The sequence below is a fragment of the Phocaeicola coprophilus DSM 18228 = JCM 13818 genome (assembly GCF_000157915.1).
Lineage (GTDB): Bacteria > Bacteroidota > Bacteroidia > Bacteroidales > Bacteroidaceae > Phocaeicola > Phocaeicola coprophilus.
In genome coordinates this window covers 75493-93864 of sequence record NZ_EQ973637.1, presented here as the reverse complement: position 1 = coordinate 93864, position 18372 = coordinate 75493, and the positions used below count along the sequence as shown (strand labels likewise).

Genomic DNA, 18372 nt, shown 5'->3' with positions numbered 1-18372 from the left:
GCACCTCATCCACCACGATAAGCAACTTGCCAGCCCAGTCGGAATTGAACTGGCTGCGGAAATCCTCGTTGGTGTTGAAAGTCACATTGTTCTGAAAAAGGGCTTTCAGAAAGTTCAGGAAGGTGCTTTTGCCCGTGTTGCGTTCTTCCGACACCAACAGCAGGATAGGCAACTTCTGAATCGGTTGCAGGTAAAGCAGTTGTAGATAGTCCATCCCCAACTCGTATTGTTCCCCGAAGATGTGCTGTACCAAAGATTGGATATGCGATAAATCGCCCTCCTGCGGTCGGTGGTCTATCGGTTCGTAAAGGTTAAGGAACTTGCCGACCACGGAACGGTAGCCGATGTGTTCGGGTACGGTGCAGAAGCCGTCATACTTGGGAACGCTGCCGATGTAATCCTTGCCGTAATCCTGTCGCAGGGTCTCGTTGTTCCATGCGATGCGTTTCTTCACATACCCTCCGTTCAGTCTCGGTTGCTCCACAATCTTGTAGAGCGTTGTCCCGACACGGATAAATTCTTCCTTTGCCATGCCGCCATCCGATGGCGATCTGTGGCTGTCTTGTTGTTCGATAGCTGACATAATCAAATGGTTTTAAGTTTGAAAATTACCAGCTGCAAAAATATAATCAATTATCGGATAGGTTGTTATGCAAAACACGGCAGAATGGTGACAAATAGCCCCCGAAACAAAAACGTTCAATGGCTTGGGGCTGTGCAAACGGAAAAACTCCCGAAAAGCAAATGTCGGATTACGCTTTTCGGGAGAAAAAATCAGAGCGTCTGTCGTTCTGTCGTACTGACTTAATGAATTACTGACTTACCGAGTGAATAATGTCAGGCATTCAGCTACGAGAAGTATTCGGATTTGGATATACCGTTGGTATTCAGCGAGAAGAAGATGCTTGTTTTCTCTTTTCGCAGGTACAGTCTTTCAAGAACGGCATTGCGTACCCGTTCCGCTCCGAATGTGCCGATATGGAAAGCGAGGGTAACTATCGCTTCAAGGTTGTAAACCTCCATACAGCAATTATCGGATACCCGTATGCTTCGCCTTATCCCGTATTCCCTTAAAACTCCGCTCTTGCAAAGAGCCTTCAGCCCTGCACGGAATGTCGGGGCGGTTACTCCGAACAGGTCGCAAAGTTCCCATTCGCTCATGGCGGTTGCGCTAATGTCGGTCGGCAAGGTGATGTTGCCGTTGCCGTCCGTTGTGATGATGCTTCGTTTCATGGCTATGCTTGGTTATGGGGTTACACTTCCGAACGATGCGTTCAGCTTGTTGCCGAACATCGTCAGGTCATTGTCAAGTTTCTGCGTGGTTATCTTCGCATAGATTTGAGTCGTGACAATGTTCGTGTGTCCCAGAACACGGCTCACGCTTTCAATGGGCATCCCCTTGCTAAGAGCCAGTGTTCCAAACGTATGACGTGCGCAATGGTAGGAGATATGCTTCTCTATTCCGCATTCCGCCATTACCTTTTTCAGCTGTTTGCACATCGTCCAATAGTTGATTTTCCCGAAAACCAGCTTGTCTTCCGACAGATACTTGTACCGTTCGATTATCTGCAAGGGAATATCCAGCAACTTCACTTGGAACGGGACATTTGTCTTGTGCCGTTTCGACAATATCCATTTCTCACCGTTCACCTCCACTATTTCATCCGTTGTGAGTTCTTTCATATCCACGAAAGACAAGGCGGTGAAGCAGGCGAAAATGAACAGGTCTCGCACCAATGCGAGGGTGGGGTTGTCAAACTCGTGCGCCATGATTCTTTTGATTTCGTCCTCTGTCAGATACTCCCGTTCCTTAACATTCGGGCTGATATGGAACTGCGCAAACGGATTTCTCGGTATCAGTCCGTTATAGTGCGCACGCATGACCACGCCTTTCAGCCACATGCAGTTCAGCCAGATGGTGGCGTTTTTCAGTCCCCGTTCAGCTGTAAGATAAGCCGCAAACTCCTTGATGAAGTCGGGTGTAAGTTCCAGCATGGACATGTCTGTCCGTTTGTAGAATGACTTGATAAAGGCTGCGACATAGTTCCTTGCCCTTACCATGACCTTGTACGTGCCGATGCTGCGGTCTTTACCGACACGTTTCAGAAAGTTGGCGCAATCCTTGTCAAAAGCCTTTATCAGTGTCTCATACTCGCTTCCTACCCCTTGGTAGGCATTGCGCACCATTTCAGCCGTTACGTATGCCTCTCGGTCGGATATGCGCTGATAGTGCTTGATGATTTGCGCCTTGATGTTGTCCAATGCCAGATTGATGTTCCGTGCTTCGGCACTCTTGCCTTTGGCTCGGTTGCCTTTCGCATCCCAAAGGGTTTTCGGGATGGTCTGCTTGCAACTGAACTGCGCCACAGTACCGTTGATTGTCACTCGTCCCATGATGGGGACAATACCGTCTTTCTCCTTGCTGCCGTTCACGTAGAACAGCACTTTGAATGTACTTCTTGTCATACTCGTTTTTTGTTTGCAAAGTTAAATATCAACGAGTTAGACCTTGATACGCAAATCGGTGACAAACGGTGCAATAGCATCTCTCATATGTTAAATCTTACTCTTTCACGGGTAATGATTTGCAAACCATTCTTCTTCTTAAATCCGCTTTTCTTTGCGTTTCCCGATTTTTCGGCTTGTCATCATTTGACACCGTAACAACTCTGATATTAAGTCGTTTAGCGTCATTTCTCCCGTTTTTCGAGGTTATTCCAGAGATTTTTAGTAACCTTGGCCGCGGCAACGTATCAGGCCTGAGTATCGCAGGACTGGTGGCCGCTGCATTCCTTGTATTCGGACGATTCGGATGGCTCGGCAAGATAGCCGGCGCACTACTTGGGATGATGCTAATCGGCAACAATTCGGGCATAATACATACTGCCACACAGGAAAACATGGCACGAACACAGACACAAAGTGCCACGGAAGAAGAGCAAGTGAGAACCGGAGGTATGAGAAGATAAGACAATAACAATACAAGACATGAACTATACAGAAGAAATGATCCTGCACTCAAAAAGCGGCTACTGTATGCCATTTGAGGAAACGCAGGGAAAAGATGTGGAGATGTCGCTGGGATATGGCGAACAGACACATCCGACAACCGGAAAAAAATTTTTTCATCATGGCATAGACTTCAACGTACACTGCCGTATGCTGTCGGCTCTTGCCGACGGTATCGTGTCAGGCGTGGCAAGCGACTCCATACACGGAATAAGCCAAACCATACGCTATGGCAGCTATGAAGTAACCTATGGACATCTATCGAACGTGTTCGCCCAGTTCGGACAACGTGTAAAAGCCGGGCAGACAGTAGCATTGAGCGGCGACATACTTCATCTGGAAACCCGCTTCAAAGATGAAGAACTGAATCCACTGGAGTTTTTGACCATGCTGTACGGAAACATCCGTGCGGAAAGACAGGCTTCATACAATCCTATTACAGACTTTGAGGATGAAGGAATGACCATGACCACAGATTTCGACAAGAACCGTGAGGAAATAGAGGAACTGATGCTCCGATACCTCCCACTCTACATGGATGACCTTCGGTGCGGTATCTATACGCTACCGGAACATACGGAACAGAGCCTACGGCATCTGTTTACCATGGGAGCCATCAAGGAGTATTTCTACGAGCGTATTCCAAGCCTTGCCAACCCACTGGGACTTGGGCACAAGGCCCTGCCACTGGCCGGAAAGGTACAGAACCTACTTATCGGGGATTTTCTGAATTATCTGGCACTCAAACATGAAATATGCCTGAATACAGCAGATGACGGCTTAAAAAAAAACTCCGTAGCGAAGCAGTAGCAGGCGGAGGAATCATCGATCCGCTGAGTGAGTTGGACATTGATATACAAAGTTTTGACATTCCAAGGATAGTTTCTGTCTATCCTGACCGGTTCGGCATACGCTGGTGGACGAAAGCATGGTTCAACAACCGCAATGAAGGCGAAGCATCGGTAGAGATAGAACGGGAGCAGGCGGTGCGCTTCCTTCAGGACAGCATAGAAAAAGACAAATGGCTGGAAGAATATTTTCCACGACAGATGGAAGTATATCACCATGCCATCGAACAGACCAAGGAACAGCTGCTTAATCAGATTAACATAATATAGCAAAACAACGAGAAAATATGGACGGAATCAAGCATAGCAGACGATTTGCAGAAATGGAAGCCCTTACAAGCAGCTATTTCCACTGCTACCTTGCACCTGTGATGAACGAGGCTCAGTCTTATCTAAACAAGAAACAGGTGGAGGAAATGAAAGAATACTCGACCTCCGCCAACGGTATTCTCGGTATGATGACAACGGCGGGACAACCTTTAGGAGACCCATACCAGTCACTCAAGCTGACCGGCGAGTGGAATTCAAAGACTACAGAAGAATATATCGGAATGTGCAAGGAACGCATCCTAGCCTCGGATGACATTCAGCGTGACCTAGCCTGTATGGCCGGCCAATGGCGTGAAACCGTAGTGGCGGAAATCGGATATGAGCGTTACGATGCCCTTTCTGAAAAACTGGGATGCGATCTGTCGTATGCCTATCTGGACTACCGAATGGACCAGCTGATGGTGAACCAGCTAGTGAAAAACAGGATCCCAAAGTCTTCAGCAGAATACATTCTCCGCAAGGCCGGGCAATCGAGTCTGCTGGGATTGGCACAGACACTGGGACGTTCTCCATTGGCCGAAGAAATAGAATCACGAAGTGAAGCGGCATACCGTCCGAGTGCAGTGGAAAAAGGTGCCGGACACGTTTTGGGCACTTCGACCGATGCAATGGTGCTTGGCGGTGCAGGATCATGGGCTTCGCTCGCCAAATTCGTGGGTGCGGACGTAGTGCTGACTGCCGCAGCAGACAGCTTAGCGCCGGATATTCCCCGAAAACGATCTGTAGAGGAGTGTATCAGTGAAGGTATATTTGGAAAAGAGAACAATGTATTCGATGATTTCCGCAAAGAAGCTGCCATGATACAGCCCAATGAAAATGCGCTCATTGCCCAAATCAACGGACAGCTGAAGAATAAAATACCCGTCATCAATTATGTTTTTATGGATTGGAGCAAAACGAAAAATGAGAAACCGGCTTGGATGAAGAATTTCAGTTTGCAGGAAAATGAACGCAAAGAACGTTACAAGGACATTCCGCTTGTGGTAGCTCCGGGATATGAGGATGCCTATCTGAATGAACAGAAAAAGCAAAAGATAGAAACTGAAACCGAAATAAAGGAACAGACAATGAGGAATGCAAAAAAGCAAACAAGCGGACATGCCGGACAAAACATAAAAGAAAACGAATTACCCCTCGAACCACAGAACAACACGGAAAGACAGGCAGAGCAGACCAATACGAACGGCTGGGACAGCCTTCTGCGCTCATTCGGTCTTGACGGAATGGGAAAAGTGGCCGGCAACCTGGGATATATCATAGCCATGTTGCCTGATATGCTTTTGGGACTTTTTACCGGCAAGACAAAATCCCTCGGACTGAAAGACAACCTTCTGCCGATAGCCAGCATTGTAGCCGGACTGTTCGTCCGTAACCCTCTACTGAAGATGCTGCTTATGGGACTAGGCGGCACCAATCTGCTGAACAAGGCCAGTAAGGAAATCCTGGAAAAACAGAGAAACGAAGATAACGGATACTTCCGTCAAAAAAACGGCAGTGTACAATACAAACGATATGCGGACGAGCAACTCAATCCGCGAATCGTAAACCCTGTATTGCAGGGTTGCACGCTAATCGCCACAATAGACCGTGTACCCTATACCATACAGATAAGCCCTACGGTAGCTGATGCTTTCCGCAGTGGCGCATTGCCCCTGAATACACTGGCCAACGCCATTTTGGCACAAAGCGACAGACTGCGACAGATGGCTTCGCAGAATTATGATAGCGGACAGCAAGAGTCTGCTGCCAGAAGCAGAGGTATACAATAAAAACAACACAAACACATCCTAAATATGAAAGAAAAGTCGCAAATCGAGAAGAATGCTGCACAGAAACAGGTGGAACTGCTTTCTTTGGCATTGAGTAGTGCTTCGGAAGCCGGAGGACACTGGCTAAATGCAGCTGGTAAGCGCTATCCGAGACTCTATCCGCAAGGAGTTTCTGCCAGCCCTTTCAATGCCTTGTTCATGGCCCTGCATTCGGACAGCAAAGGATGCAAGACAAATCTGTTCACCCTGTACACCGATGCCAAGACACGAGGCACATCGGTACGCGAGAAGGAACAGGGAGTACCGTTTCTATACTACAACTGGAACCAGTACGTGAACCGCAACAACCCAGAGGACATCATCACCCGAAAAGACTATCTCCTACTGGATGAGGAACAGAAGGAACAGTACAAGGGTATCCATAACCGGGAGATACGCACCCTGTTCAACATTGACCAGACTACCTTCCCCTATGTGGACGAAAGAGGCTATGACATAGCACTGAAAACTGACGGTGGAATCACGGAGAATGGATATTCGGAAGCTGACGAACGTAAACTCCATATCCGATTCAACGACTTCCTGCTGAAAATGCGTGACTATCTTGTGCCGGTACGTTCGGACGGAAGCGGTATGCCACATTATGAAACAGACCGTGATGCGGTATATATGCCCCGTCAGAGAGAGTTCAAGCATTACCATGACTATGTGCACGAAACCTTGAGACAGATTGTGAGTGCTACCGGACATCAACAGCGACTTGCCCGCGAAGGCATGGTGATGAAAAACGGTATGCCACCTTCTGAAGATGCACTGAAACAGGAAAGGCTGGTAGTAGAAATAGCATCCGGAATCAAGATGCTTGAGTTCGGACTGCCGGCACGACTGACGGAAGACAGTATGAAGATTGTGGAGTACTGGAACAGGGAACTCAAGGAAAACCCTATCCTGATAGATGCATTGGAAAGTGACGTGAACAACGCCCTCGAGGTAATTCACAAAGCGGAGAAAGGCGAAAAAACAGAATATGCTACCCTGCGTAACCGGCAGAAGACAACAGATCTTCGCGAACAGCTTCCAAAGCACTATTTTGTGGCAGATGAGATAAGCAGATTCCCGAACAAGGATGACAAGAACATCGTGCTCGTCATAGACCGTCAGGGCAAAAAGGCCGATGTGGTACTGCCTGCTGGAGCTTCAACGGAAGTGGACAATGAGATACCAGGGATGAACAAGTCACGCATCGAGCGTGCTCTTCGACTGGAAGGAATAGAAAACGTGCGTTTCTTCAATCCAGACGGTGCCCTAGGCTACAGACCCGACGATGCGTATTTCGCAGAAAAACAAGTATCGCTGGCCCGCCTGAGAAACTGGACAATGGAAGTCCTCTCCACGCTGGACGTGACTCCGGCAGTCAGACAGGCAAACGAAAAACTCTTTGACAAAATACAGATGGTACAGGATGACAAGAACCGCTGGGCCCTGTATCTGAAACCGGAGAACGAACCGGGATACAGCGTTTATCCAGACAAGGAGGATGTGAACCGTTTCTTCACCACGCTGAAACAGGCAATGGATGACATAGACAAGGTACGCATGGAACTGGCACACAAGTATTATGCGCTGGCTGAGATAAAACCAGACCTGAAAGTTGATCTGTTCAGCACAGAGACAAGAGACATAGACCTGAACCGCATACAGAAGGTCTGCGTATTCAAGACGAAGAAAGACGGTATCCAGTGTACGGCTACCATAGACGGCAACCGTATGCAGCCGAGGAGCTTGACTCCGCAGCAGTGGCAACGTATGTGGCTGGCAGAGGACAAGAACGAGTATAAACGCAATCTGGCTGCAACACTCTTTGCAGACGTTCTGCAACAGGGACAGACGCAGGAAGAACATGCGGGAGAAAAACAAGAAAAGGATGCCGAAAGACAGCAGACGGCCGAGACCGCAAAAGACAATGCCGAGAAGACGGTACCAAATGAAACGTCTGCACAGCGGGAATCCTGGAACAGGATAAAGGCGAAACATCCTGATGCCCTGCAATTGGTACGGAAGGGAGACTTTTACCGTATGTACAACGAAGATGCAGAAAAGGGTGTCAGCATACTGGGAATTACCCCACAAAAGCTTTCGGGAGTAGGTGAACGAGGCTTTGCACAATCGGCAGAGTTCCCTTATCACAAACTTGACGACTACCTGCCCAAACTGATCAGGGCCGGAAAACGTGTAATCATCTGTGACGCACCGGAACTGGAGAAAGCAAGAAGTAGCAGACCAAGAGCCCAGTCTGCCCAGCTGACAGACAAACTGCCTGAGCAGTTTCTGACAGCCTGCATGGAATTTAAGGTCCAGCAACCTGAAGCCATAGCCCTATTCAGGCATGAAGGCAAATATTATGCTTATATGAACGATGCGGAAACTATGGCAAGAGAATTAGGCCTCCCTCAAAGCAAGGGGGAACGTCCGGAGTACAATTCGCAAAAACTCATTCCGATGTTCGATGCTGGCATCAAGGAAACCGAACAGTATATAACGGAATTGAAAAAAACGGGATTGTCCGTAAGCGTCATAAACCCTGCCGAGATAACCCGACAGGATGAAGAGAAACAAACGGCAGAAGAAATGAATGACAATGAACAACGTACAACATTAAAGAGATAAGAATATGGCAGGTAAAAACAAGGAATATGCAGATAAGTATGCAGAGTATGCCATGGAGCAGATGCGTCGCTACGGCATTCCTGCATCCGTAACACTTGCCCAGGGTATTCTGGAGAGCAGCAATGGACAGAGCCGTCTGGCACTGAACGAAAACAACCACTTCGGGATCAAGGCTACGCCCGATTGGATTGTGCAGGGTGGCCGATACGGACTCTACACGGATGACAAAACGAATGAAAAATTCTGCAGCTATGACAATGTGAGCGAATCATTCGAACATCATTCTAAGTTCTTGAAAGAGAACAGCCGCTATGCCGACTGTTTCAAACTCCGCCCGGATGATTATAAAGAATGGACAGAAGGCATTGCAAAAGCCGGATATGCAACTGGCGGAAACTATGCCGCTACACTACAGAAAATCATCGAACAGAATGGTCTTGACAAATACGACCGGCAGGTTATGCAGGAAATGGTCTCACAGGGAAAAAATTTCGGAGTGGAAAATAATCCGCTACACGGCGAAGAAAAAGCTGGAACGGCAAAAGAGTATTCTTTTCCGGTGGAACGCAAAGAGTTTCTCTTTGTCACCTCTGCCTTCGGTATGCGACAGGATCCGACGGACAAGGGAAAGCAGCAGATGCACAAAGGCCTTGACATACGATGTAAAGGTGACGCAGTGCTGGCTACTGAGAACGGAGGAAAGGTAGTGTCGGTAAACAATAATGTGAACTCTACCGGAGGAAAGACAGTAACGGTAGAATACAGCAGACCGAACGGGAACAAGGTACAATGCACCTATATGCATCTGAGCAGCATCACCGTAAAAGTCGGTGACAGCGTAAATGCAGGACTACGCCTCGGTACTTCCGGCAACACGGGAACCAGAACAACCGGAGAGCATCTGCATTTCGGTGTGACAAACATATACAGCGACGGAACGAAACGCGAGGTAGATCCGGTGACCTATCTGGCAGAGATTGCTCAGAAAGGAAATATAAAACAGCAGGTAATGTACAACGGAAGTGACCTTTTGGCCAAGTATAGGGATAACGAGAGCATGAACACTGATAAAACCATGGTTCCTGATGCCTGGATGAAGAAACTGCTGTCCTCGGAGGATAGCGGTGTCGGCATATCAGGTTGCAATGATCCCATCGTAGAGATGGCGATGACCGCTTTCACATCACTGATGCTATTGGCTGCACAGATAGATGCGAAGAGCGAAGAGGAACAGAATGCCGCAATCTCTGCTGCAATGGACAGGCGCAGGCTTGACCTGACTTCTCTGATGCCGGGCGTGAAAACTTGTGAACTGAGCATTGAAGAAAACGGAAAGGCTGTTCTGAAAGCAGATAACGGCGAACTGAAAATGTCGCGTGAATTGACATCGGCCGAATTGAGCCGACTGTCTGCTGTATTAAACAACAACGAGCTTTCAGAAGAAGCTAAAAGAATGCGAGTGATCGGATTGCTGAATACCGTAATTCTTTCAGAAGCCGCTTCCCGTAATTTCGAGCAAGGCATGTCGCAACAGCAGACACAGGCGGAGACCATGAAAAGATAGATATGACAAACACATAACAGACATGACAAAACGCGTGGTGATAACAATAAGCAAATTTGTACTCGGACTATCCGTACTGGCAATGCATATCCTGGTATGTCACCGGTTGGTCGGCTGGGCAGGTACGGCTGTAATTATAACCGTACAGGTAGCCATAGCTGCATGGATAGTCTATATGAGAATTCGTGCACCTGATTAGACTGGGGCATTTCAGCATTCAACATCAATATTCAGCACATACGTGGTCCGTGGACATGTAACACCAATAAACAAGACAATTTATGATAAAATGTAATATAACGGTATGCGGCACAATCAGCCGTGATGCCATCATCAGAAACGGGAAAGAAGGGAAACAGTTCGTCAGTATGACCGTACAGACAGCCATCCAAGGAAAGGAAGGTCAGAGTGGAGCAGTGGAGATCAGCGTAAGCATGGACGTCACACAGAAAGAAGCAGCGCGTCTGCAAAGTGGTATACGCGTAAAAGTGACAGGCATACTGATACCGAAACACAGAGGCGACAAAACTTACTTCAACCTGTCGGCAGAAAGTATCGTACCAGCCGGAGAGGACGACACAGACAGCCTGCGGGGTGAACTCATATTCCGCGGCAAGATAGGAAAAACAGTAGATGAACGAACGGACAAAAACGGCAAACCGTTCTTCAGCTTTTCAGCCTTTAGTGCAGAAAAGGTGGATGAAAATTTTGAATACTTATGGGTAAGGTTTATTTGTTTCGACAAACAACGTGAAGCATGGTTACAGCCTGCTACCAAGATAGAGGCAAAAGGTGAAATCGATCTGTCTTTGTATAACGGTAAAGTTGATATTACATGCCGTTGTCAGGAAGTAAACCTGTATGTACCGACACCAGACAAGAACTGACGATATGGCAAATTACAGGAAACGCGATACGGACGGACCGAACAGCGAAGACAAGGCTCTTGACTTGTTCGCCGAAATGATAATTGAAAAGCTGGAGACCATCGGTAAGGACTGGAAGAAGCCCTGGTTTACCGAGGGGGCACTCCAGTGGCCCCGTAATCTTTCCGGACGCGAATACAACGGCATGAATGCACTGATGCTCATGCTGCACTGTGAAAAGGAAGGATATACTATTCCGAGATTCTGCACCTTTGACTACGTGCAGCGACTGAACAAGCCGGGCAAGGATGATGAAGAATTGCCGAGGGTATCGGTACTGAAAGGTGAGAAATCGTTTCCCGTCATGCTGACCACCTTCACCTGCATCCACAAGGAAACCAAGGAAAAGATCAAGTATGATGATTACAAGAATCTGTCGAATGATGAGAGGGAGCAATATAACGTGTATCCCAAAATGCAGGTTTTCCGTGTGTTTAATGTCGCTCAAACAAATCTGAAAGAAGCTCGTCCGGACCTGTGGGAAAAGCTGGAAAAGGAAAACGGCCGCCCATTTGTTCATGAAAGCGAAATGTTCAGCTTTGAACCAGTGGACAGGATGATACGTGACAACCTATGGATCTGCCCCATCAATGTGAAACATCAGGATGATGCTTATTATTCAATAAGCAAGAATGAAATCATCGTTCCGGAGAAGGTACAGTTCAAGAGCGGAGAATCATTTTATTGTACTCTGTTCCATGAAATGGGACATTCTACTGGCGCGGAAAGCGTACTAGACCGTTTTAAGCCGACCTCTTTCGGTTCTAAGGAGTATAGCAAGGAAGAACTTGTGGCTGAGTTATGCGGAGCATTGACCGCCCAACGATACGGAATGACAAAGCATATCAAGGAAGACAGTTGTCCGTACCTGAAATCGTGGCTGGATAACCTGAAGGAGTCCCCCCAGTACATTAAGACTGTGCTAATGGATGTGAAGAAAGCATCATCCATGATTACGCAGAAAATAGACCAGATTGCCAGGGATATAGAAATAGAAAAAAACGAAAAGCAGGAACAAAAAGAAGCACCGAAAAAAAAGATGTACTACGCATCTGTAGCCTATCTGCAAATGTCCGATGATACCAGACTATTGGAAGAACTGAAGGACAAGGGTGACTATAATGGTTTGCTTGCTCTTGCCAAAGAATATTATGACGGTAACGGCATGGACGAACAGTACACTTACTCATCACCATTACAGAACCGTGGCGATGACCTGCTGATTGAGGACCAAAACTTCGCTGTGGTGTATAACGGAAATGTCAGCGGGACTTATGACATTATGCTGAAATACACGGAAGAAGAAGTACGTAACCATATCCGCAGGTATGGTATAGGCAGAGCCAGCAGTGACGTGAAGGAAGTTGCAAAGACTATGGTGGCCGAAGAATTTGCGGAAATAACGCAAAAGAAGACTCCAGCATTTGAAATGCCCAATGGCGAAGTGCTTTATATCAACTATAACAGGGGAAAAGACACATTGGACGTAGGTTCTGCAACCAATTCAGGACTGGCTGTACGGCACAGCTTTGAATATAACCATGATAAGTCGCTGGATGACAACCTGACGGAAGTGAATGAAAAGTTGGAAAATATGGAAGAATACTGCGAAGCCGAAGAAATGGAGCGGGGTGGATTCAGAAGGTAAAACGAAAGTGCCAAAACAGAGGAACGGGAGCGATTTCCCACCCCTCTGTTTTTCATTTCAATCCTGTTCCTGTTCAAAGTATTTCCGATAATCCATTTCATCAATGGTCAGTTCGTCAAATTCCCAGTCATATTCCACATCTGGCATTCTTGAATAAGGGAAGTTTACTGTGTAACCAATCTGTCCATAAGAACAGAAAAGCGGTGTTACACAGATTTCACGACCGTAATAACTTTGCCGGCTGCAATATCTGCGCCAATTGAAACGCCCTGCAATAATATTTTTACATAAACGCCAAAGATACTTATCATCCTTTGTCATAACTCACTTCCTTTCTGAACAAGCAGCAAATTTTCAAGTCTTTCTGAGCACCAATAACTGTCGTGGTCAATATATATGCATCTGTCTTTGTTATTATCCGGTTTCTCAAATGCCAATACCTCATAAGGGCCAAATACAAGACCGGCATCATTTGTGAAAATGACCATATCACCGACTTTCATTTCACAGTCCGTATCCATTACTTCCGCGAGCCTGTCATAAAACACCTTACCGTTTGCTTCACGTTCTGTTTTCCATTGTAAGAACGCTCCTTTGTAACTTCTACCTGAATTTATCGGTGATAATTCTGTCGGATAAACCTCCGCTTCTGAACAAGATGCAGCAATAAGGATAATACTGTCATCCTCTATAACCTCCGGAACTGAAACTACCTGATACACTCCATCTGACTGCCCATTGTCAGGGTCATACCAAAACAAAACATTTCCTTTCTTGATAAAATCATATTTACCCATAAGCCAAATAATTGTTTAATTGATTTATTTTCCCTTATCTTGAGCCTTTTGGCTCGCCATAAGGTTGTTTTTACGTGCGAACACCACGGCGAGAAAAAGAATAACAGACAAGGAACAGAGGCTGAAATTTTGTGAAATACCGTAATCTGTGATTACGGAAAGTTTCGGAAAAATTCAACAATGTAGTGCAAGCGATACTTGGCAGTTATTCGCCGCCGTATCTTTGCAGAGTAAAAACAGAATTACGCGAGCGTATGGCCCAACAATGGGGCAGCATACATGAAAAGGTATAAAAGAAAATAAAATGATAAGTATAAAAGGAAGAGGGATAAATGCCAGTCTGAAAGTAGTAAACGCAAAACCGAACGACCTAAAAGAGTATCAAGAGGAACTACAAGAGGCAGAATATGGCGTCGGGATGCAGCAATAAGCAAAAGAAAGACAATGGGCTGGTGTAGCTGCTCCCATTGTCTTGTCAGCTATGCCGCAAAATACTCCTGCCAATTTTCTTCATCAACAGTCAGTTTGCCCATTTCCCAATCGTATTCCACTTCGGGCATATTAGTATAAGGGAAATACACGGTATAACCTATTTGACCGTAAGAGCTGTGTAATGGTATAACACAAATCTCGTGTCCATAATAAGGCTGCGGCGTACAGTATTTCCGCCAATTAAAACGACCTGCCGCAATATTGCAGCAAAGTAATTTCAGAGCCATTGTACCTTTCCAACTTTGGAAATCTTTCTTGCAATTTCTTTCCATAACTTAATGAGCTATATTATAATAAATTCCAAGTTCACTTGAAACGTTGTAAATCCAACTGCCGCAACGTACCAGCAGGGCGTTTTTACCATAATAAAGTCTTTTCATACCAGAAATGCTTCCCGACTTGTGAAAGTTGGGAAAACGGCTGATGCCAACCTTTTCCGCATCCCGTTTGTAAAGTGTTTTCGTTCTCATTATAATGTTTTTAATCTTTCACAAAGTTTATCTATCATGGTTTCGACTTCTTCCATGTCGCTTACAATATCCTTGATATGGTAAGGTGCACCGTTCTTGCCGTGTCCATCCGTACCTATCCAAAGATAGGCTTCATAATCAGGGTCAAAGCCTTCATAATATTCTTCAATATTTTCTATTAGGCTGTTGATGTCATTACCTTTCATTACAGCACAGAAATTGAAATCTTGTCCCATCTTTGTGTACTGCTGGAACTCGAACTCCACGAGGTATCTCTTTTTCTTTTGGGTAGTTACCTGCCATCCCAAACCGGAGGCTAAGGCGATAATCCTTTCTATAGTTGTCATATACATTTGTTTTTTATTCCCTCTTCTTGAAGCCTTCCGACTTCGCCCAAAGGGATTGTTTCATGTGCATTTCAGACGGTGGAAGCAAGAACATAGAGCAAAGAACCGATGATGAAATTTTATGAAATACCGTAATCTATGATTGCGGAAAGCTGTCGTCAAATTTTTCGAAGGGAGTGTAACGCTCCTTGAGCGGCGTTCGTCCACCGTACCTTTGCACACGAAACGAACCTGTGGTGTATGCAGGAGGCAGAGAGAGGGTATGATGCTTTAAAATTGGAGATTTGCCTGTATAAATGGTAGTGCCCCGTAAGGGATAAATATGGCTATAAAAGTAATCTTGGCATTCCAGAACCAAAAAAGAGAAACCACCTGCCGTCACACAGGTGGTTCTATGAAATTTGCCATCAGAAATGATAATCAATGACACCTCCGATATAGAGTAATGTTCCCGGTTCAATCGAACAGACGAACTGCATAAACTCAAAGGATGGTTCGGCAAAGGACTGGCATCCCTCTCCATCCAAATAAAAATGATAGGCGGTATCCAACGGATTTTCTATCGCCTGCTTGAGATAATACGTCGAATTCCACTCCAACATATTTTCGACAGTAATGGCTTCCGCTTTCTTTCGGATATTAGCAACATACTCCTCTTTCCATTGCTCGATGCCATCTCCCTTGTAACGTATCGTATCTTCAGATACAAGCTCGAACATTCCTTTGGGCAAGGCATAATTCACCAAATTGGCAATGTCTTCCTTACGCTCTTCATCGTCTATATCAGCACAATAATCGTAGAAACTGTCATCTCCCTGATTAAGGGTGTTCTCATTCAGATAGTTCTCTTTGTCTATCTGTTCTGTTGAAATTTGAAAAATCCTGCTGTGCATAATCTTAAAAATTAAATTGTTAGACTTTCTTTTTCTTCCCTCTTCTCGAAAGCCTTTTTCGGCTTCCTCGTCGGGAAAGATTTTACATGCAGGATAGACAGCGCGTAAAGAACAGGAAAGACAAGGAAACCGTCATGAATTTAACGGAATGCCCAATCCTGCGGGGAACCAGAGGTTCATCTTCGATTTGGGAAGGCTGCCGCTCAATCCATGAATCGGTTAGCACAGCGGTACTTGATGACTGGACGGACGCTGTACCTTTGCATAGGAAAATCACTCCGGCAAGGATTGCCGAAAGCGAAGAGACAGGTTATTGTTCAAAATAAAAATGGATAGAAGTTGTGAAATAAAAAAGTAAGTCTGTCAGGAGAAACAAGAGGTTGCAGTGCCTTCCAAATCATCTGGCTAAAATAGGGAACACGCATCGTGAAAGGCTTGTAATATAATGACATAAAGAATTTCCCGAACACCGATATTGTTCGGGAAATATGCCAACATTTTCTTCAATCAACTAACTATTTCAAACTCATGCAGGTAGCAGAAAGCATTTTCACACTGCTCGCTCCATTCTGCATCCAGAGCTTCAACATCCTCTACAGACCTTATCGGCTCTCCAAACTCCTCTTCAAACCATGCAAACGCATCCTCCTGTTGCTCAAAATATTCGCTGAAATATTCTTCATTTGGGGTACATACATCCAAGAAAAACCTGTCAGTAAAGTATGTGCCGTATTCATCATTTGTTTCGTATATACACATACCTGGTTCTTCAGCCTGAAAGTAATAGCGAAGAGACGGAAACGCTTCTCTTACAAGGTCAAATGTTTCATTGCAAGGAGACCACGCTGTTTCCGTAAAAAATTTCAATACATCACTGTCCATTTCAAGTTCACTCCAAGAACCACGGCAATGTATATCCTGCCAATCCTTGCCTAAAGCATCTACCAAACACCCCAGCCACGATGTGCCGAAGTCATTTTCCACGGACGGCTTTTCACGTTCTTCCAGTCCTTTCATCAACTCATACAGTTGTTTCACTTCTTTTGCGTCGCCATCTATAACATACGCTGTGCTGCACCAATTCGGCATAATTCTAAATTTTTAATTCGTTAAACATCTTTTTTCCCTTCTTTTGAAACTCTTATGGCTTCATTGTCGGGAAAATTTTATATGCCCAGGATTACAGCGAAAAAGGGTGATTAGACATGTAAATGAAGGAATATTTTTATAGAATACCCAAATCTATGATTTGCGGAAGACTTCTGAAAAAATATGATGTCAATTAGCAGAGCGGTACATGTTGTACACTCTGAGCTGTACCTTTGCATAATAAAATCCAACTGACAAGGATTAGCTGAAGAGCAAGTGATAGATAATAAGTAATTAATTATAGTATGAGCTATAAATGGAAATTAAAAAGAAAATAATTACATCAGAAATGGTAAAAAAGTGTCTAATTTTTAATCGAAAGAGCAGAGTCAAAATCAATTAACTCTGCCTCAATATTTCTATTCTATTATACTACTTTGAATTCTTCTATATAACAATACACACTTTCATTAATATTCTCCCATTCTTCAGTCAATTTATCAATGTCTTCATCAGATATTATAGAATATCCCCATATTTCCTCAAGCCATTCATAGACACTGTCAAGATCTGGAAAATATTTGCTAAAACGATTTCCTTCAGGAGTACAAACATCTACGAGATACCTGTCAAAATATTGACCTTCACTATCATTTGTTTGAAATAAACACATTAAAGGCTCTTCACTTCGATAATAATAACTTAGTGAAGGAAATTTTTCACATATCAAATCCAAAACTTCATTACATGGGTCCCAAGCCGTTTCTGTTGAAAATTTCAAAATATCTTGCTCCATTTCAAGATTACTCCAGTCTCCCCTGCAATATATTTTATTCCAATCCCCTCCCAAGACATCCACCAGACATCCCAGCCATGTAGTTCCAAAACCATTTTCTACTGACGGAGTTTCACGTTCTTCCAGTCCTTTCATCAATTCATACAGTTGTTTCACTTCTTTTGCGTCGCCATCTATGACATACGCTGTGCTGCACCAATTCGGCATAATTCTAAGTTTTTAATTCGTTAAACATCTTTTTTCCCTTCTTTTGAAACTCTTATGGCTTCATTGTCGGGAAAATTTTATATGCCCAAGATTACAGCGAAAAAGGGTGATTAGACATGTAAATGAAGGAATATTTTTATAGAATACCCAAATCTATGATTTGCCGGAAGACTTCTGAAAAAATATGAGATTAATTAGCAAAGCGGTACATATTGTACACCCTAAGCTGTACCTTTGCATAATAAAATCCAACCGATAATAATGCCAATAGAGCAAAATAAACATGAGATACAATTGGTATGGAGTTTAAAACAGGGGAAATAAACTTTCAGAGTAAAATAGAAATTATCTCAGAGAAATAAGGGAAAGAATAACATACCTACCTTTAATAAAAAATGGCATATGAGTTATAGAACTTCATACACCATTTTCTATCATAAATAGAGGTTCAATACTTTCAATATAGTTCAATGATGAAAATATGCTAAAATTACATATGAACCAATCCATGTAAAAATAC

General features: G+C 44.7%; 20 protein-coding genes and 1 pseudogene. 10 read left to right on the top strand and 11 right to left on the bottom strand.

Going from position 1 to position 18372, the window contains the following annotated elements; all coding sequences use genetic code 11:
* The 3 genes from BACCOPRO_RS18475 to BACCOPRO_RS06430 all read right to left on the bottom strand — a co-directional run.
* On the bottom strand, nt 1-583 hold a 583-nt coding region (locus tag BACCOPRO_RS18475), incomplete at its 3' end, for a primase-helicase family protein (RefSeq protein WP_008142050.1).
* A gap of 266 nt (nt 584-849) precedes the next feature.
* On the bottom strand, nt 850-1233 hold the full coding sequence (locus BACCOPRO_RS06435) for a hypothetical protein (RefSeq protein WP_007760057.1): 384 nt from the start codon (nt 1231-1233) through the stop codon (nt 850-852).
* A 12-nt stretch (nt 1234-1245) separates the two neighbouring features.
* Nucleotides 1246-2466: a site-specific integrase gene (locus BACCOPRO_RS06430; protein WP_008142045.1), complete on the bottom strand. Its 1221-nt coding sequence runs from the start codon at nt 2464-2466 to the stop codon at nt 1246-1248.
* 242 nt (nt 2467-2708) lie between these two features.
* Between BACCOPRO_RS06430 and BACCOPRO_RS18010 the strand changes: the two are divergent.
* The 9 genes and pseudogenes from BACCOPRO_RS18010 to BACCOPRO_RS06390 all read left to right on the top strand — a co-directional run.
* A pseudogene (locus tag BACCOPRO_RS18010) lies at nt 2709-2969 on the top strand (hypothetical protein); the annotation flags it as partial.
* A gap of 19 nt (nt 2970-2988) precedes the next feature.
* Nucleotides 2989-3819 carry a M23 family metallopeptidase gene (locus tag BACCOPRO_RS06420; protein WP_008142040.1) on the top strand — a complete coding sequence of 277 codons (831 nt, stop codon included), beginning with the start codon at nt 2989-2991 and terminating at the stop codon, nt 3817-3819.
* A gap of 23 nt (nt 3820-3842) precedes the next feature.
* Nucleotides 3843-4127, top strand: coding sequence for a hypothetical protein (locus BACCOPRO_RS06415; protein ID WP_040311262.1), 285 nt, complete (start codon nt 3843-3845; stop codon nt 4125-4127).
* A gap of 17 nt (nt 4128-4144) precedes the next feature.
* Nucleotides 4145-5956 carry a hypothetical protein gene (locus BACCOPRO_RS06410; protein ID WP_008142036.1) on the top strand — a complete coding sequence of 604 codons (1812 nt, stop codon included), beginning with the start codon at nt 4145-4147 and terminating at the stop codon, nt 5954-5956.
* A 24-nt stretch (nt 5957-5980) separates the two neighbouring features.
* Nucleotides 5981-8623 (top strand): MutS N-terminal domain-containing protein, encoded by a 2643-nt coding sequence (locus BACCOPRO_RS06405; protein ID WP_008142034.1) that lies wholly within the window; start codon nt 5981-5983, stop codon nt 8621-8623.
* Nucleotides 8624-8627: 4 nt separating this feature from the next.
* A complete protein-coding gene (locus tag BACCOPRO_RS06400) occupies nt 8628-10187 on the top strand; it encodes a glucosaminidase domain-containing protein (protein ID WP_008142032.1) in 1560 nt (519 codons plus the stop codon).
* 22 nt (nt 10188-10209) lie between these two features.
* On the top strand, nt 10210-10386 hold the full coding sequence (locus tag BACCOPRO_RS18005) for a hypothetical protein (RefSeq protein ID WP_169306511.1): 177 nt from the start codon (nt 10210-10212) through the stop codon (nt 10384-10386).
* A gap of 82 nt (nt 10387-10468) precedes the next feature.
* Complete coding sequence (locus BACCOPRO_RS06395; protein WP_008142028.1) at nt 10469-11074, top strand: hypothetical protein; 606 nt, start codon at nt 10469-10471, stop codon at nt 11072-11074.
* Between the two features lie 4 nt (nt 11075-11078).
* Nucleotides 11079-12761 (top strand): zincin-like metallopeptidase domain-containing protein, encoded by a 1683-nt coding sequence (locus tag BACCOPRO_RS06390; RefSeq protein ID WP_008142026.1) that lies wholly within the window; start codon nt 11079-11081, stop codon nt 12759-12761.
* Between the two features lie 57 nt (nt 12762-12818).
* On the opposite strand, the gene BACCOPRO_RS06385 is transcribed toward BACCOPRO_RS06390, so the two are convergent.
* Nucleotides 12819-13082 carry a hypothetical protein gene (locus BACCOPRO_RS06385; RefSeq protein ID WP_008142025.1) on the bottom strand — a complete coding sequence of 88 codons (264 nt, stop codon included), beginning with the start codon at nt 13080-13082 and terminating at the stop codon, nt 12819-12821.
* Nucleotides 13079-13558 carry a hypothetical protein gene (locus tag BACCOPRO_RS06380; protein WP_008142024.1) on the bottom strand — a complete coding sequence of 160 codons (480 nt, stop codon included), beginning with the start codon at nt 13556-13558 and terminating at the stop codon, nt 13079-13081. Before BACCOPRO_RS06380 ends, BACCOPRO_RS06385 begins: the two co-directional genes overlap by 4 nt.
* Before the next feature lie 304 nt (nt 13559-13862).
* Here BACCOPRO_RS06380 and BACCOPRO_RS18470 point away from each other — a divergent pair, with 304 nt between their 5' ends.
* Nucleotides 13863-13988 carry a hypothetical protein gene (locus BACCOPRO_RS18470; RefSeq protein ID WP_008142023.1) on the top strand — a complete coding sequence of 42 codons (126 nt, stop codon included), beginning with the start codon at nt 13863-13865 and terminating at the stop codon, nt 13986-13988.
* Between the two features lie 49 nt (nt 13989-14037).
* Here the strand turns inward: BACCOPRO_RS18470 and BACCOPRO_RS06375 are convergent, their stop codons facing one another.
* The 6 genes from BACCOPRO_RS06375 to BACCOPRO_RS06345 form a co-directional block, all read right to left on the bottom strand.
* The gene (locus tag BACCOPRO_RS06375) at nt 14038-14322 is read right to left on the bottom strand and encodes a hypothetical protein (RefSeq protein WP_008142022.1); all 285 of its coding nucleotides are present in this window, start codon (nt 14320-14322) and stop codon (nt 14038-14040) included.
* A gap of 3 nt (nt 14323-14325) precedes the next feature.
* Nucleotides 14326-14520 (bottom strand): hypothetical protein, encoded by a 195-nt coding sequence (locus BACCOPRO_RS06370; protein ID WP_008142021.1) that lies wholly within the window; start codon nt 14518-14520, stop codon nt 14326-14328.
* Entirely contained in the window at nt 14520-14867 is a 348-nt protein-coding gene (locus tag BACCOPRO_RS06365; protein WP_040311261.1) for a hypothetical protein, read from the bottom strand. Before BACCOPRO_RS06365 ends, BACCOPRO_RS06370 begins: the two co-directional genes overlap by 1 nt.
* A gap of 407 nt (nt 14868-15274) precedes the next feature.
* On the bottom strand, nt 15275-15760 hold the full coding sequence (locus BACCOPRO_RS06360) for a hypothetical protein (protein ID WP_008142018.1): 486 nt from the start codon (nt 15758-15760) through the stop codon (nt 15275-15277).
* Between the two features lie 507 nt (nt 15761-16267).
* Nucleotides 16268-16849 carry a hypothetical protein gene (locus BACCOPRO_RS06350; protein WP_008142016.1) on the bottom strand — a complete coding sequence of 194 codons (582 nt, stop codon included), beginning with the start codon at nt 16847-16849 and terminating at the stop codon, nt 16268-16270.
* A gap of 427 nt (nt 16850-17276) precedes the next feature.
* Nucleotides 17277-17852, bottom strand: a complete 576-nt coding sequence (locus BACCOPRO_RS06345) for a hypothetical protein (RefSeq protein WP_008142014.1) — start codon at nt 17850-17852, stop codon at nt 17277-17279.
* Nucleotides 17853-18372: the final 520 nt, after the last annotated feature.

Bases quoted from the DNA above. Each gene is read 5' to 3' on its own strand.
- BACCOPRO_RS06400 (WP_008142032.1), top strand. From the start codon at position 8,628: ATGGCAGGTAAAAACAAGGAATATGCAGATAAGTATGCAGAGTATGCC.
- BACCOPRO_RS18005 (WP_169306511.1), top strand. From the start codon at position 10,210: ATGACAAAACGCGTGGTGATAACAATAAGCAAATTTGTACTCGGACTA.
- BACCOPRO_RS06345 (WP_008142014.1), bottom strand. From the start codon at position 17,852: ATGCCGAATTGGTGCAGCACAGCGTATGTCATAGATGGCGACGCAAAA.
- BACCOPRO_RS06370 (WP_008142021.1), bottom strand. From the start codon at position 14,520: ATGAGAACGAAAACACTTTACAAACGGGATGCGGAAAAGGTTGGCATC.
- BACCOPRO_RS06435 (WP_007760057.1), bottom strand. From the start codon at position 1,233: ATGAAACGAAGCATCATCACAACGGACGGCAACGGCAACATCACCTTG.
- BACCOPRO_RS06405 (WP_008142034.1), top strand. From the start codon at position 5,981: ATGAAAGAAAAGTCGCAAATCGAGAAGAATGCTGCACAGAAACAGGTG.
- BACCOPRO_RS06350 (WP_008142016.1), bottom strand. From the start codon at position 16,849: ATGCCGAATTGGTGCAGCACAGCGTATGTTATAGATGGCGACGCAAAA.
- BACCOPRO_RS06420 (WP_008142040.1), top strand. From the start codon at position 2,989: ATGAACTATACAGAAGAAATGATCCTGCACTCAAAAAGCGGCTACTGT.
- BACCOPRO_RS06385 (WP_008142025.1), bottom strand. From the start codon at position 13,082: ATGACAAAGGATGATAAGTATCTTTGGCGTTTATGTAAAAATATTATT.
- BACCOPRO_RS06375 (WP_008142022.1), bottom strand. From the start codon at position 14,322: ATGGAAAGAAATTGCAAGAAAGATTTCCAAAGTTGGAAAGGTACAATG.
- BACCOPRO_RS06360 (WP_008142018.1), bottom strand. From the start codon at position 15,760: ATGCACAGCAGGATTTTTCAAATTTCAACAGAACAGATAGACAAAGAG.
- BACCOPRO_RS18470 (WP_008142023.1), top strand. From the start codon at position 13,863: ATGATAAGTATAAAAGGAAGAGGGATAAATGCCAGTCTGAAAGTAGTA.
- BACCOPRO_RS06410 (WP_008142036.1), top strand. From the start codon at position 4,145: ATGGACGGAATCAAGCATAGCAGACGATTTGCAGAAATGGAAGCCCTT.
- BACCOPRO_RS06395 (WP_008142028.1), top strand. From the start codon at position 10,469: ATGATAAAATGTAATATAACGGTATGCGGCACAATCAGCCGTGATGCC.
- BACCOPRO_RS06390 (WP_008142026.1), top strand. From the start codon at position 11,079: ATGGCAAATTACAGGAAACGCGATACGGACGGACCGAACAGCGAAGAC.
- BACCOPRO_RS06430 (WP_008142045.1), bottom strand. From the start codon at position 2,466: ATGACAAGAAGTACATTCAAAGTGCTGTTCTACGTGAACGGCAGCAAG.
- BACCOPRO_RS06380 (WP_008142024.1), bottom strand. From the start codon at position 13,558: ATGGGTAAATATGATTTTATCAAGAAAGGAAATGTTTTGTTTTGGTAT.
- BACCOPRO_RS06365 (WP_040311261.1), bottom strand. From the start codon at position 14,867: ATGACAACTATAGAAAGGATTATCGCCTTAGCCTCCGGTTTGGGATGG.